This is a genomic window from Desulfarculus baarsii DSM 2075 (genome assembly GCF_000143965.1).
Classification (GTDB): domain Bacteria; phylum Desulfobacterota; class Desulfarculia; order Desulfarculales; family Desulfarculaceae; genus Desulfarculus; species Desulfarculus baarsii.
The window spans coordinates 372,918-386,623 of record NC_014365.1 but is presented as its reverse complement, the minus strand read 5'-3'; the positions used below and the strand labels follow the sequence as shown (position 1 = coordinate 386,623).

The 13,706-nt window shown below is 67.7% G+C and carries 14 protein-coding genes; 1 reads left to right on the top strand and 13 read right to left on the bottom strand.

Going from position 1 to position 13,706, the window contains the following annotated elements; translation table 11 throughout:
• Positions 1-4: 4 nt before the first annotated feature.
• The 10 genes from DEBA_RS01715 to DEBA_RS01670 all read right to left on the bottom strand — a co-directional run bounded on the left by DEBA_RS01715 (position 5) and on the right by DEBA_RS01670 (position 10,128).
• Positions 5-997, bottom strand: coding sequence for an isocitrate/isopropylmalate dehydrogenase family protein (locus DEBA_RS01715; protein ID WP_013257174.1), 993 nt, complete (start codon positions 995-997; stop codon positions 5-7).
• A gap of 26 nt (positions 998-1,023) precedes the next feature.
• Positions 1,024-1,647, bottom strand: coding sequence for a 3-isopropylmalate dehydratase small subunit (leuD, locus tag DEBA_RS01710; RefSeq protein WP_013257173.1), 624 nt, complete (start codon positions 1,645-1,647; stop codon positions 1,024-1,026).
• Positions 1,648-1,691: 44 nt separating this feature from the next.
• Positions 1,692-1,967 (bottom strand): hotdog domain-containing protein, encoded by a 276-nt coding sequence (locus DEBA_RS01705; RefSeq protein ID WP_013257172.1) that lies wholly within the window; start codon positions 1,965-1,967, stop codon positions 1,692-1,694.
• A gap of 58 nt (positions 1,968-2,025) precedes the next feature.
• Positions 2,026-3,420 carry a 3-isopropylmalate dehydratase large subunit gene (gene leuC, locus DEBA_RS01700; RefSeq protein ID WP_013257171.1) on the bottom strand — a complete coding sequence of 465 codons (1,395 nt, stop codon included), beginning with the start codon at positions 3,418-3,420 and terminating at the stop codon, positions 2,026-2,028.
• Positions 3,421-3,599: 179 nt separating this feature from the next.
• A complete protein-coding gene (gene ilvC, locus DEBA_RS01695; protein WP_043814911.1) occupies positions 3,600-4,583 on the bottom strand; it encodes a ketol-acid reductoisomerase in 984 nt (327 codons plus the stop codon).
• 15 nt (positions 4,584-4,598) lie between these two features.
• Entirely contained in the window at positions 4,599-5,177 is a 579-nt protein-coding gene (ilvN, locus tag DEBA_RS01690) for an acetolactate synthase small subunit (RefSeq protein WP_013257169.1), read from the bottom strand.
• Positions 5,174-6,922 (bottom strand): biosynthetic-type acetolactate synthase large subunit, encoded by a 1,749-nt coding sequence (ilvB, locus tag DEBA_RS01685; RefSeq protein WP_013257168.1) that lies wholly within the window; start codon positions 6,920-6,922, stop codon positions 5,174-5,176. Before ilvB ends, ilvN begins: the two co-directional genes overlap by 4 nt.
• Before the next feature lies 1 nt (position 6,923).
• Complete coding sequence (ilvD, locus tag DEBA_RS01680) at positions 6,924-8,609, bottom strand: dihydroxy-acid dehydratase (protein WP_013257167.1); 1,686 nt, start codon at positions 8,607-8,609, stop codon at positions 6,924-6,926.
• A 399-nt stretch (positions 8,610-9,008) separates the two neighbouring features.
• Complete coding sequence (locus tag DEBA_RS16655) at positions 9,009-9,824, bottom strand: 50S ribosomal protein L11 methyltransferase (protein ID WP_050762192.1); 816 nt, start codon at positions 9,822-9,824, stop codon at positions 9,009-9,011.
• 91 nt (positions 9,825-9,915) lie between these two features.
• Positions 9,916-10,128 carry a dodecin family protein gene (locus DEBA_RS01670; protein ID WP_013257165.1) on the bottom strand — a complete coding sequence of 71 codons (213 nt, stop codon included), beginning with the start codon at positions 10,126-10,128 and terminating at the stop codon, positions 9,916-9,918.
• A gap of 216 nt (positions 10,129-10,344) precedes the next feature.
• On the opposite strand from DEBA_RS01670, the gene DEBA_RS01665 reads away from it, so the two are divergent.
• Positions 10,345-10,575: an AtpZ/AtpI family protein gene (locus DEBA_RS01665; RefSeq protein ID WP_013257164.1), complete on the top strand. Its 231-nt coding sequence runs from the start codon at positions 10,345-10,347 to the stop codon at positions 10,573-10,575.
• A gap of 12 nt (positions 10,576-10,587) precedes the next feature.
• Here DEBA_RS01665 and hemA read toward each other — a convergent pair whose 3' ends face one another.
• Genes hemA through DEBA_RS01650 form a run of 3 tightly spaced genes read right to left on the bottom strand, consistent with a single transcriptional unit; the run spans position 10,588 to position 13,477 of the window.
• Positions 10,588-11,865 carry a glutamyl-tRNA reductase gene (gene hemA, locus DEBA_RS01660; protein ID WP_013257163.1) on the bottom strand — a complete coding sequence of 426 codons (1,278 nt, stop codon included), beginning with the start codon at positions 11,863-11,865 and terminating at the stop codon, positions 10,588-10,590.
• Positions 11,862-12,707 (bottom strand): cytochrome C assembly family protein, encoded by an 846-nt coding sequence (locus DEBA_RS01655; RefSeq protein ID WP_013257162.1) that lies wholly within the window; start codon positions 12,705-12,707, stop codon positions 11,862-11,864. The genes hemA and DEBA_RS01655 overlap by 4 nt, the downstream gene beginning before the upstream one ends.
• The gene (locus DEBA_RS01650) at positions 12,704-13,477 is read right to left on the bottom strand and encodes a precorrin-2 dehydrogenase/sirohydrochlorin ferrochelatase family protein (protein ID WP_187288577.1); all 774 of its coding nucleotides are present in this window, start codon (positions 13,475-13,477) and stop codon (positions 12,704-12,706) included. The genes DEBA_RS01655 and DEBA_RS01650 overlap by 4 nt, the downstream gene beginning before the upstream one ends.
• Positions 13,478-13,706 lie beyond the last annotated feature (229 nt).

Genomic DNA, 13,706 nt, shown 5'->3' with positions numbered 1-13,706 from the left:
CTTACTAGAGCCGATCGATGACGGCGCGGGCCATTTCCATGGTGCGCAGCTTGCCGCCCAGGTCGCTGGTGGCCTGACCGTCGGCCACGCAGTCGGCCACGGCCTTTTCGACGCGGGCGGCCCATTGCTCCTGGCCCAGGTGGCGCAGCAGCATGGCCCCGCAGAGGATGGCCGCACTGGGGTTGGCCTTGCCCTGGCCGGCGATATCCGGGGCGGTGCCGTGGACGGGCTCGAACAGGGCGTGGGCCTGGCCCAGGTTGGCGCTGGGGCACATGCCCAGGCCACCGATGAGCCCGGCGGCCAGGTCGGAGAGGATGTCGCCAAAAAGATTGGTGGTGACGATGACCTGGAACTCCTCGGGCCGCATGGCCATGCGCATGGCCACCGAGTCGACCAGGGCCTCCTCGTAGGGCACGTCGGGGAATTGCCGGGCGGCGGCGCGGCAGCATTGCAGAAAATGGCCGTCGGTCTTGCGCAGGACGTTGGCCTTGTGCACGGCGGTGACTTTCTTGCCGCCGGCCTGGCGGGCCCACTCCAGGGCGTAGTTGACGATGCGCGTGCTGGCCTGGCTGGTGATGACCCTGGTGGCGGTGACGACCTCCGGGGTGAGTTGGGCCTCGATGCCGGCGTAGAGGCATTCGGTGTTTTCGCGCACGATCATCATGTCGGTCTGGGGGTGCAGGCAGTTGACGCCCTTGTAGGCCACCGACGGCCGCAGATTGACAAAGGTGCCCAACTCGGCGCGCAGGCGCAGAATCACGTCGGCGGCGCTGACGCCGGCCGCGCCGAAGATCACGGCCTGGGCGGCCAACGCGCCGTCCAGGGTGGCCTGGGGCAGGGCCTGGCCGCGGCTGGCCAGGCAGTCGTCGCCGGCCTCGTAGCTGCTGAAATTCCAGGCCAGGCCGGTGGCCTCGAGCACGGCGATCTCGGCCTCGACCACCTCGGGGCCGATGCCGTCGCCGCCGATCACGGCAATGTCATAAATATTTTCGGTCATTTGGCTGCGTTCTTTCGTTTTTTGGTTCAAGATTTGGCCACGGCGGCCTGCCAGGGTTTTTGGCGGCCTTGCTCATAGGCGGCGATGGCCGCCTCATGGCGCAAGGTCAGGCCGATGTGGTCCAGGCCCTCCAGCAGGCGCTCTTTGCGAAAGGGGTCGATCTCGAACGAGCAGGCGAAACCATCGGGCCCGCTCAGGCGCTGGGCGGCCAGGTCCACGGTCAGGGCGTAGCCCTCGTGGGCCCGCACGCGCCCGAAGAGCTCGTCGATCGTCGCCGCCGGCAGGCTGATGAGCAGCATGCCGTTATTAAAGGCGTTGTTGGTGAAGATGTCGGCGAAGCTGGGGGCGATGACCACCCCGAGCCCCTGGCCGTACTGGGCCAGGGCCCAGGGCGCGTGCTCGCGCGAGGAGCCGCAGCCAAAGTTGTCACGGGCCAGCAGGATGCGCGCCCGCTGATAGCGCGGCTGGTTGAGCACGAAGCCCTCGTCGGGCTGGCCGTCGGGCTTGAAGCGCCAGTTGTAAAAGGCGTATTGCCCAAAGCCGGCCCGGTCGACCAGCTTGAGGAACTGCTTGGGGATGATCTGGTCGGTGTCGACGTTGGCCACGTCGAGGGGGGCCACCACGCCGGTGAAAGTCTCGAATTTTTCCATATGGTCGCATCCTTGGGGGCCGGCCGCCCGCTGGGGCGTCCGGCTCAGGTTGTCGGCTCGGCGGCCGGTCGAACCCTGTAGACGGCGCTGACCCTGGCCAGTCGCTGGCCATCCCGCCAGACAAAGGCCCCGGCAAAGGCCATGGTGCGGCCGGCCTTTTGCACGTCCACCGTCACCTCTGGCCGCTCCAGCCCGTCCGGCGGGCCGAAAAAGTCGGCCGCGACATGGCTGAGCACGGCGCTCGCGCCCGGCGCCAGGGCCGCGGTCAGGGCTTGGCCGATGCGCGTCATCGCCAGGTCGATCAGTTGCGCGTGGGTCATGAATTCACTCGCGCCGTCACGGCGCGGGCCGGGGAGCCGATCCCCCCGGCCCGCCCGCCTAGAGCGTCCTGGCGTCGGCCAGCCTGCCGGCGATGGCCGAGGCCGCGGCCGTGGCCGGCGAACACAAATGGGTGCGCCCGCCCCGGCCCTGCCTATCCTCGAAATTGCGGTTGCTGGTGCTGGCGCAGCGTTTGCCGCTGGGCAGCACGTCGGGGTTCATGGCCAGGCACATCGAACAGCCGGCCAGCCGCCACTGGAAGCCGGCCTCGATGAACACCCGGTCCAGGCCCTCGGCCTCGGCCTGGGCCCGCACCAGGCCCGAGCCGGGCACGACCAGGGCCGTCACGCCCGGGGCGACCTTGCGGCCCTTGACCACCGCCGCCGCCGCGCGCAGGTCTTGGATGCGGCCGTTGGTGCACGAGCCGATGAACACGTAATCCACGGCCAGGTCGGCGATTTTTTGCCCCGGCTCCAGGCCCATGTAGGCCAGGGCCTTGATGGCGGCCCGTTGCTGCTCGGGGTCGGCCATGGCCGCCGGATCGGGCACGCGGCCGCTCAGGCCGGTGGCCTGGCCGGGGTTGATGCCCCAGGTCACCTGGGGCTCCAGGCCGCTGAGGTCGACGACGACCTCGGCGTCAAAGACCGCGTCGGCGTCGGATTTGAGCGCGCGCCAACAGGCCACGGCCTCGTCCCAATCGGCGCCCTTGGGCGCGAAGGGCCGACCTTGCAGATAGTCAAAAGTCGTCTGATCGGGGGCCACCAGGCCGGCCTTGGCCCCGCACTCCACCGACATGTTGCACAGCGTCATGCGGCCTTCCATGGACAGGGCCTCCACGGCCGGGCCCATGTATTCGACCAGATGGCCCGTGCCGCCGGCCGCGCCCACCTGGCCGATGAAGGCCAGCGCCATGTCCTTGGCCGAAAGGCCGGCCGGCAATTGGCCGACAAAACGCACGGCCATGCTCTTGGGCTTGGCCTGGGCCAGGGTCTGGGTGGCCAGGATATGCTCGACCTCGCTGGTGCCCACGCCAAAGGCCAGCGCGCCGAAAGCGCCGTGGGTGGCGGTGTGGCTGTCGCCGCAAAAGACCGTGGCGCCCGGCAGGATCACCCCTTGCTCGGCCATGACCACGTGAATGACGCCCTGGCGCGGGTCTTCCATGCCAAAAAAGGTCACGCCAAACTGGGCGGCGTTTTGCTCCAGGGCGGCCAGCTGGGTCTCGGCGACCTGGTCGGCCAGGGGCCGCTGGCGGCTGTCGGTGGGCACGACGTGGTCGCAGACGGCGAAGGTCAGGTCGGGCCGGCGCACCCGGCGACCGGCCAGGCGCAGGCCCTGGAAGGCCTGGGGCGAGGTGACCTCGTGAACCAGGTGACGGTCGACGTAGAGCAGCGCCGGCCGTCCCGGCTCGCGCAGGACCACGTGGGCGTCCCAAATCTTGTCGATGAGGCTGGGCATGGGCGAAAAACTCCCGACGGCCGCGACGAAACGGCCCCTCGCGCGCTTCCGCCAGCGGAGGCGCGCGCGTTTTTTTGGTCACAAAGGCAAAATAGCCCGCCCCGGCCCGTGGTTCAAGCATTTTGCGGGGGCGGGCCAAAGGGGCCTCGCGGCGAGGCCCCGGCCGACGTTTTTCAGGCCTAGAGCCAGTTCATCATCGAGCGCAGGCGCGCGCCGACTTCTTCCATCTCGTGGGCCTCGTCGGCCCGCAAAAGGGCGTTGAACACCGGGCGGTTGGCCTTGTTTTCCAAGATCCACTCGCGGGCGAACTCGCCGTTTTGAATCTCGGTGAGGATCTCTTCCATGTTCTGGCGCACGTAGTCGTCGATGACCCTGGGCCCGCGGGTGACGTCGCCGAACTTGGCCGTGTCGGAGATGAAGCGGCGCATGTTGGTCATGCCGCCCTGGTAGATCAGGTCGACGATGAGCTTCATCTCGTTGATGCACTCGAAGTAGGCCATCTCCGGGGCGTAACCGGCGTCGACCAAGGTCTCGAAGCCGGCCTTCATCAGGGCGGTGAGCCCGCCGCACAAGACGGCTTGTTCGCCAAAGAGGTCGGTCTCGGTCTCTTCCTTGAACGAGGTTTCGATGACGCCGGCCCGGGCCCCGCCGATGCCGGCGGCGTAGGCCAGGCCCAAGTCCTTGGCCTTGCCCGAGGCGTCCTGGTGGATGGCGATCAGGCAGGGCACGCCCTGGCCGGCCACGTAGAGGTCGCGCACCAGCTTGCCGGGGCCTTTGGGGGCCACCATCAGCACGTCCACGTCGGCCGGCGGCACGATCTGGCCATAGTGGATGTTGAAGCCGTGGGCAAAGAGAATGGCCGCGCCTTTTTTCAGGTTGGGGGCCACCACCGCGTTGTAGACGTCGGCCTGGACCTGGTCGGGCAGCAGGAAGCAGACCAGGTCGGCCTGGGCCACGGCCTGGGCCACGGGCGCGGCCTTGAGGCCATCGTCTTGCACGCGCTGGAAGGTGGCCGAACCCTCGCGCAGGGCCACGGTCACGTCCAGGCCCGAATCGTGCAGGTTGTTGGCGTGGGCGCGGCCCTGGGAGCCATAACCCAGCACGCAGATCTTTTTGCCTTTGAGCAGGCCCATGTCGCAGTCTTTTTGATAATAAATGGTCACCGACATTTTATCTCCTCAACTTTGTTGATAAACGTTGTAGGTCGCCTGGGGGTCTTCGTCGGGGTCGGGCACGTAGGCGCTGCCGGCCCCTTCCATGCCCTGGTGGATGGAGCGCACGCGGGCCAGGACGATCTGGCCGGTGCGGGCCAGCTCCATGATGCCATAGGGCTTTAGCATGTCAATCATCGCCTCGATCTTGTTGCGGTTGCCGCTGACCTCGATGACCATGCAGTGGCCGTCGACGTGATCGACGTTGGCCCGGAAAACGCCGGCCAACTGCATGATCTCGCCGCGCTGGGCCGGCGTGGCCCGCACCTTGATCAGGGCCAGGCCCCGCTCGACGCGCGGCATTGTGGATTGATCGCGCACCTTGATCACGCTGACCAGCCGCCGCAGTTGCTTGACCGCCTGATCGACGGTGTGGGGGTCGCCCTTGACCACCACCGTGATGCGGCTGACCTGGGGGTCTTCGGTCTCGCCAACGGCCAGGCTGTTGATGTTGAAGCCCCGCCGGGCGAACAGGCCGGCCACCCGCGCCAGCACGCCTGGCTCGTTGCGCACCAGCACCGAAATGGGGCAATATTCCTCGCTCATTGGCAATCTCCGCTCTGGCAGGGGATGAACTCGGCGTTGGCGCCGCCCGGCGGCACCATCGGCAGCACCTTGGCCTCGCGCTCGATCATCACGTCCAAGACCACCGGCAGCTTCTGGGCCTTGGCCTCGCGCAGGGCCCACTGCATGGCCGGCACGAACTCCTCGGGCCGCTCGACCCGTTTGCCCAGCGCGCCAAAGGCCTGGGCCACCTTATCGTAGGGCGGCGCGGCGGTTTCGGACTGGCTCATGCGCCGATCGTAGAACATGCGCTGCCACTGGGCCACCATGCCCAGCCAGGCGTTGTTGAGCACCACCGCCACCAATGGCACCCGATAGCGCACGGCCGTGGCCAGCTCCTGGATGTTCATCAAAAACGAGCCGTCGCCGTCAAAGCAGACCACCTGGCGCTCGGGCGCGCCCATCTGGGCCCCGATGGCCGCCGGCAGGCCAAAGCCCATGGTGCCCAGCCCGCCGCTGCTGATCATCGTGCGCGGCCGGCGGAAGGGATAATATTGGGCCACGAACATCTGGTGCTGGCCCACGCCGGTGACGACGATGTCCTCGGGGGCCAGGAGCTTGCCCACCTCCTGGATGGCCCACTGGGGGGCGATGACGTCGTCGCTTTTAGGATAGACCATGGGGTATTTCTTTTTCCACTGGTCGATCTGCTTGCGCCAGGCCGTGGTGTCGGGGCGCTCGGGCCAGGCCTGGGCCCCGGCCAGCAGTTGGGCCAGGGCCTGGCCGGCGTCGCCGACGATGGGCACTTGGCACTCCAGGTTCTTGCCGATCTCGGAGGCGTCCACGTCGACGTGGATGACCTTGGAGCCGGGCGAGAACTTGGCCACGTTGCCGGTGACGCGGTCGTCGAGCCGGCAACCGACCACCAGCAGCAGATCGGCGTTGTAAATGGCCAGATTGGCGTAGCCGGTGCCGTGCATGCCGGGCATGCCCAGGCTCAGGGGATGATCGGCCGGCAGGCCGCCCAGGCCCATCAGCGTGGTGCTCACCGGAAAACCAGTCAGCTCGGCCAGCTTGCGCAGCGACTCGTGGGCCCCGGCGTGGATCACCCCGCCGCCGGCGATGATCACCGGCCGCTGGGCCTGGGCCATCAGTGACAAGGCCCGCTCGACCTGCAACGGATGGGGCTTGAACGGCGGCTTGTAGCCGGTGGGCGGCATGGGCGTGGCCTGGCGCGGCTGGCAGGGGCTGACGGCCACGTCGCGGGGCAGGTCGATGAGCACCGGGCCGGGCCGGCCGCTGAGGGCCACGTAAAAGGCCTCGGCGAAGATCTCGGGCAGATCGTCGGCGTTTTGCACCTGATAGTTGTGCTTGGTGATGGGCATGGTGATGCCGCGCATGTCGGCCTCTTGGAAGGCGTCATTGCCCAGCAGGGTGCTGGCCACCTGGCCGGTGATGGCCACCACCGGGGTGGAGTCCATGAAGGCGTCGGCCAGGCCGGTGACCAGGTTGGTGGCGCCGGGGCCGCTGGTGGTCATGATCACGCCGGGCTTGCCGGTGGCCCGGGCGTAGCCCTCGGCCATGTGGGCCGCGCCCTGCTCGTGGCCCACCAGCACGTGGCCAAAGCAGTGGTGGCGGTGCAAGGCGTCGTAGACGGGCATGATCTGCCCGCCGACCATGCCGAAGATAAGCTCCACGCCTTGGGCGCGCAGGGCGTCGACCACGGCGTCGGCGCCGTTGTAGGTTCCGGCCTGGGGTTTGTTTTTCGCTTTTGCCGCGCTGCTCATCTCATCTGCTCCCTTGGGAGAAATCGTCCCTCAACACCGCGCCGCCGGCCGCGCTGCCCACCAGGGCGGCGTAGCGGGCCAGGGGGCCGCGGGCGAATTTGGCCGCGGGCCGCCGCCAGGCCTGGCGACGGCGCTCCAACTCCTCGGCCGCAACCGCAAGCTCCAGGCGACGGCCGGGGATGTCTATCTCGATCATGTCGCCGTCGGCCACCAGGCCGATCAACCCGCCCTGGGCCGCCTCGGGCGATACGTGGCCGATGGCCGCGCCCCGGCTGCCGCCGCTGAAGCGGCCGTCGGTGATCAGGGCCACCTTGCCGCTCAGCGGCCCGCCCGAGATCAGGGCGGTCAGGGCCAGCATCTCGCGCATGCCCGGCCCGCCGGCCGGCCCCTCGTAGCGCACCACCAGCACGCCGCCGGGCCGGATGCGGCCCTGGTCGTAGGCCGCCACGGCGGCGTCCTCGCTGTCAAAGACCTGGGCCGGGCCTTGGTGGCGCATCATCTCCGGGGCCACGGCGGTCTGCTTGACCACCGCGCCATCGGGGGCCAGGTTGCCGCGCAGCACGGCGATGCCGCCCTGGTCGTGCACCGGCGCGCTAAGGGGGTGGATCACCAACTGGCCGTCGACGACCAGATCGGGCTGGCGCTCGGTCATGTAGTCGGCGATGCTCCCGCCCACGGCCAGGCAGGAGGCGTCGATCAACGGGGCCAGCGCCCGCAGCACGCCGCCCACGCCGCCGGCCGCGCCCAGGTTTTCCATGTGCATGGGCCCACCGGGGCTCATCGAGCACAGGTGGGGCGTCTGGCGCGCGAGGCGGTCGAAGTCGGCCAGGCCGAAGCTCACGCCGGCGGCGTGGGCGATGGCCGGCAGATGCAGGGCGGTGTTGGTGCTGCCGCCCAGGGCCAGGTCCACCCGGCAGGCGTTTTCAAAGGCGGCCGGGGTCAGGATGGCCGAGGGCCGCAGATCCCTGGACGCCAGCTCGACGATCTTGAGGCCGCTGTCGCGGGCGATGCGCCGCTTTTCCGGGCCGGCGGCCAGGGCGCAGGCGCAGCCGGGCAGGCTCAGGCCCAGGGCCTCGGTGATGCAGGCCATGGTGTTGGCCGTGAACATCCCCGCGCAACTGCCCGGGCCGGGGCAGGCCAAGCGCTCCAGGCGCGCCAGATCATCCGGCGTCATCTGGCCGCTGGCCACCTTGGCCACGCCCTCGAAAACGGTGATCAAATCCACCCGCTTGCCGTCGAGGCGGCCGGCGGCCATGGGTCCGCCGGTGACCGCCACCACCGGGATATCCAGGCGGGCGGCGGCCATGAGCATGCCGGGGACGATCTTGTCGCAACTGGCCAAAAGCACCAGGCCGTCGAAACAGTGGGCCTGGGCCATCAGCTCGACGCTGTCGGCGACGATCTCGCGGCTGGGCAACGAGGCGTGCATGCCGTCGTGGCCCATGACCAGGCCGTCGCAGATGGCCATGGTGTTGAACTCCATGGGCTGGCCGCCGGCCTGGCGCACGCCCTCGGCCACGGCCAGGGCCAGGTCGTTGAGGTGGATGTGGCCGGGCACGACCTGAGAGTACGAATTGGCTATGCCGATCAACGGCTTGACCATGGTTTCGTCGTCGTGGCCCATGGCCCGCAACAGCGAGCGCTGGGGCGCGCGGTGAACGCCTAGTCTGACTTTGTCGCTACGCATGACGCCTTGGCCTCCGGCCCCGCCGGCGCGCGTCGGCCCACGGATGGAGCCAAAAAACGGGCGCGCGGCCAAAAGGGGCGCTGGTTTGGTTTTTTGCGAAACTGGTTGTAAAAACGAGAGTTGGAAACGGGTTTCGGCCCCTTATAGGGGCAGAATAATTACGATGCGAGATACGGATACGCGGGGGGATAGCTGGCCGGAGAAGCCGAAAGACGGGCGGGAGTTGTCGTGTCGAGGTTGCCTGGAACCTCGCCCTGGTTGTTGCATGGACGGCTGTTTTCGCGCCATCGCCGGTGCCTCCGGGTGCGTGTGATGATTACAGGCTGGATTAACACGGCCCGGCCGGCCTGTCAACAGCGCCGGCCGGGCAAAATGAACCGCCGCGCAAAAAAAGCGCCCTCAGCGCGCCGCCCAGAAAGTGAACCAGGTGAAATCGGCCTCGCGGCGTTGCAAGACGCGGTAGCCCAGCCGGCCCAGGCGATCCTCCAGCGGCCCCGCGAAACCGCGCATGATCCCCGATAAAATCAGCTCGGGGCCGTGGGCCAGCTTGGCCTCGTCGGCCAAAATCAGCTCTTGCACCTGCCAGTGCAGGTTGCTCAGCACCACCTGGGCCGGCAGATGGATGAAATCCTGGGCCGGACCCTCCACGGCCGTCAGGGCCAAGCCGTTGCGGCGGGCGTTGGCCTGGGTGGTCTCGACGCACAGGGGGTTCAAGTCCACCGCCGTGACGCCTTGGGCGCCCCAGGCCGCCGCGGCCAGGCCCAGGATGCCCGTGCCGCAGCCCAGATCCAGCACCCGGCCCAGCGGCCCGCGCTGGCGGCGCAGATGCAACAGCTCCAGGCAATGGGCGGTGGTGGGGTGCAGGCCCGAGCCAAAGACCAGGCCCGGGTCCAAGCGCACCAGCCTGGCCCCGGCCGGCGGATCGTAATCCAGCCAGGCCGGCACGATGTGCAGATCGTCCACCACGATGGGCGTGAGGGCCTGGCCGCCCTGCCATTGCTCGTAGCTGAGTTGGTGGCGGTCCAGCAACTTTAGCCCCGGCCCGGCGGTCAGGATGCGCGCCATGGCCTCGTCGGCCGGGCGGTCGAAAAAGACGAAGCTGCTGTCGGCCTCCAGCCACAGGCCCAGATAACCGGCCGGCGGCGCGCCGATGGCCGGCCGGGCGTCGCCGGCCACTTCGTAGATGAAAAGCTGATCGTAGGGGGCCTTGCTCACCGCCGCATCCACAAAAAAGCGCGCCAAGCGCGCGGCGCTCGCCTTCGCGGGCGACGCCCTCGCGCCCAGCGCGGATTATCGACTGGACAACCTAGGATTCGAGGAGAAAAATAACTTCCAGGCGCACGCGGTATTCCTGGATCTGGTTGTCCTCGACGGCCACCCGTTGCTCCAGAACCTTCATGCCGGTGATGTCCCTGAGGGTGCGGGCGGCGCGCTCGAAGCCGACCTTGATGGCGTCGTCGAAGCTGATGGGCGAGGCGGCGATGATGTCGGTGACCCGAGCTACTCTCTTTTCGGACATGGGCTTGCTCCAAAACCGGGCCGCGGCAAGCGCGCGCGGCCATTGATTGCCTGACGGTCGGCCTCGGCGCGCGGTCAAACCAGCCAAACGCCCGGCCGGGCTCATTGGCTAGAGGTTACCACAACATCCGGGCCTCGCTCAAGCCTTCAAGGCCGGCCCAGCGGCGCTAAACACCGTTTGGCCGGGCCTGGCCGCGCAGGCCCCGCCGAGGCGAACATGAAACGCTCCAACCTCCGCGACATGCTGATCTACATGGCCTTTCCCATGCGGGTGGCCATGACCTTCGCCGGCTCGGTGCTGTTGTTTTTCTTTGTCGGCCGCCGGCTCGACGACTGGCTGGGGGCCAAGGGACTGGTCCTGGCGCTGATGGTGCTGCTGGGCATCGGCGCGGGCGGCTACGCGGTCTATCGCCAGATCATCAACATCGACAGGCCAGACAAACACTGAACAACACGGCTTTCACCCCTCCTCCGGGCCCAGCCCGAACAGCCGCTTGACCAGGGCCAGTTGATCGCGCCTGGTCTCGGCCGAGGCGTGGCCCTGTTCTTTCAAAAACAGGATCGGATCGTGCAGGAGCTTCTTGACCAGCGAGCGGGTCAGGCGATCGATGGCCTCGGCCTGCTCCTCGCCCTGGATCGCCCCGCCGCGCAGGGTGAACTCCACCTCGGCCCGGCGGATGGCCTCGGCCTTGGCCGAGAGCGCGGCGATGGTCGGCACCACGGCCAGGGCGTCGAGCCACTCGCGGAACTTGCCCACCTCCTCGGCCACGATCAATTCGGCCTGGGCGGCCTCTTCTTGCCGGCTGGCGCGGTTTTGCTCGACGACTTGGGTCAGGTCGTCGATATCGTAGACAAAACAGCCCTCAAGCTCCGCCACCTTGGGGTCCACGTCCCGCGGCACGGCAATGTCGATGAAAAACACCGGCCGATGTCGGCGTTTCTTCAGCGCCGCCTTGGCCATGGCCTGGCTGATCACCGGCTCCACCGCGCCGGTGGAGGTGACGACGATGTCGCTCTGGCTCAGGGCCTGGGCCAGCTCGTCCATGGCGCAGGCCCGGCCCCGCAAACGGCCGGCCAGGGCCAGGGCCCGCTCGTAGGTGCGGTTGGCCACGGTCAGCTCGGCCACGCCGCCGGCCAGCAGGTGCTCGGCCGCCAGCTCGGCCATCTCGCCCGCCCCCACCAACAGCGCCCGCAAGCCGGCCAGGTCGTCGAAGATCTTTTTGGCCAACTGCACCGCCGCGAAAGGCACGCTCACCGCCGCGCCGCCGATGTTGGTCTCGCTGCGCACCCGCTTGGCCACGCGAAAGGTGGTGTGCAAAAGCCGGTTGAGCACCGCCCGACAGGCCCCGCTTTCACAGGCCAGGCGAAACGATTCCTTGATCTGGCCCAAAATCTGCGGCTCGCCCACCACCAGCGAGTCCAGGCTGCTGGCCACGCGGAACAAGTGCCGCACGGCCTCGTCGTCGTGGTGGACGTAAAAGGCCCGCTCCAGCCTTTGGGCCTCGGCCCGGCGGCCGTCGGTCAGGGCCGCCTTGACCGCCTCGGCCGGCTGGGGCCCGTCGCCGGCGGTCAATAGCTCCACGCGATTGCAGGTCGAGACCAAAAAGGCCTCGTCCACCTCGCCGATATCCAACACGCGCCGCAGAATCCGCTCCGCGCCATCGGCGGCCGGAGCCAGGCACTCACGCAGCTCCACCGGCGCGGTCTTGTGATTGACGCCAACCAGCAAAAGGTTCACGAAACGGCCCCCGTGAATTTGATGATAGACTCGAACGAGTGATAATCATTGAATAAAAGGCCGGCCCCCACGAACGTGAACAGCACTAGCCCAAAGGCCGCCACCATCAGCCAGGCCCCCCGCCGGCCACGCCAGCCCTGCACCAGCCGCGTGTGAATCACCGCCGCGTAGGCCAACCACGTCACCAGCGCGCAAACCTCCTTGGGCGTGCCCCGCAAAAACGAACCCATCACCCCGTGCGCGAAAATCGCCCCGCCCACCAGGCCAACCGTCATCAACGTAAAACCCGAAACCATCGTCCAATGGCCAAACTGGTCCAGCCGCGAAAGCGACGGCAAACGCTGGAAAAGCGGCCCCAAACGCTTGCTGCGTAGCGCCCGCTCCTGCCGCATGTACAAAAGCCCCGCCAGGCAGGCCAACAACAACAGGCCATAGCCACCCAGCAAGCCGAAAACATGCACCCCCAACCAAACGCTCTTGAACACCGGCCCCGGCTGGCCCACCGGCGCGGGCAGCCAGTTGCCCGCCAACAACAGCATCGTGCAGATGGGCCCGCTCAACGCACCCATCACCATGATCTCCAAACGCAGATTGGCCACCAACGTCGCCGCCATCAGCGCCCACGACAACAGCGCCAGACTCTGGCCCAGGTTCAACGCCGGCACGACCCCCAGCTCCCACCACGCCGTGGCCAGCCCCGCCGTGTGCAACCCCAGACCCAGCCATAAAACCGCCCCGCCCACACGACGCAAACCATCGCGCTGCGCCGCCACGAACGCCAAATACAACGCCGTCCCAGCCAAATACGCCGCCACCGTGGCCCAATGCAAAAAATCGTTCATGGCCGCCCATCCTCCGGTCGCGGTTGCAAATCATCCGGCCCAAGGCCCAAATCCGCCAGCCCCAGGCCCAACGCCTCCCGCAAAAGCCCGTCCACCCCGGCCCAGTCGCCAGCCCGCAAAAACTCCGCCAGCCGCGAATCCACCAGCTCGTAAAACACCCGGCGATGATCGGCCCCATCGCCGCCGCCAGCCAACACCGCCCGACGCGCCGCCGCCAAAAGTCGCAACAACGGACCCCACTCCGGGCCAAACTCAACCTCCAAACGCTGCCGCAACCGCCGCGACAACGCCGGCGAAGCCCCGCCCGTGGCCACCGCCACCAACAATTCGCCACGCCGAAAATGCGCCGGCACAATCATGTCGCCAGCCTCCGGCGCGTCAACCACGTTCACGAATATCCCCCGCGACCGCGCCAACTCCGCCGCCCGCGCATTCACCGCGCTATCGCCAGACGCACAAAAAACCAACACCACACCGTCCAGATCGCTCGCCTCAAACCCACGAGCATGATATCCCACCCCAGGCCCCAGCGCCAACTCCACCGCCGCCGCGCACAGCTCCGGCGCAACCAGCCGCACCACCGCCCCCGCCGCCAACAAACCACCAACCTTGCGCGCCGCCACCGGACCACCGCCAATCACCAACACCTCCCGCCCCCGCACATCCAACAATACCGGATAATAGCTCAACACCATTCCTCCCTCGGCGGCGGGGAAGACGCGGGGGGAACCTTTTTCTTTTGTGCCAAAAGAAAAAGGTTCCCCCCGCACCCCCCTCCAAAAAGAAAAGCCCCGCATCGATTGCGTCGCAATCGATGCGCGTCGTTTTCATTTTCATGGCGGCTTCGCGGGTAGCCTTGTTGCTTTGCATGCCATGAAATTGCTTCGCAATTTCATGGCATAAACAAAAGCACCTTTCCCTCTTAACTCTTTTCTTTTTCCGGGGGCAACCAACCTTGACCGTAGCTCCCGTGGGCCGGCGCCCGGCCTGGCAGAGCGG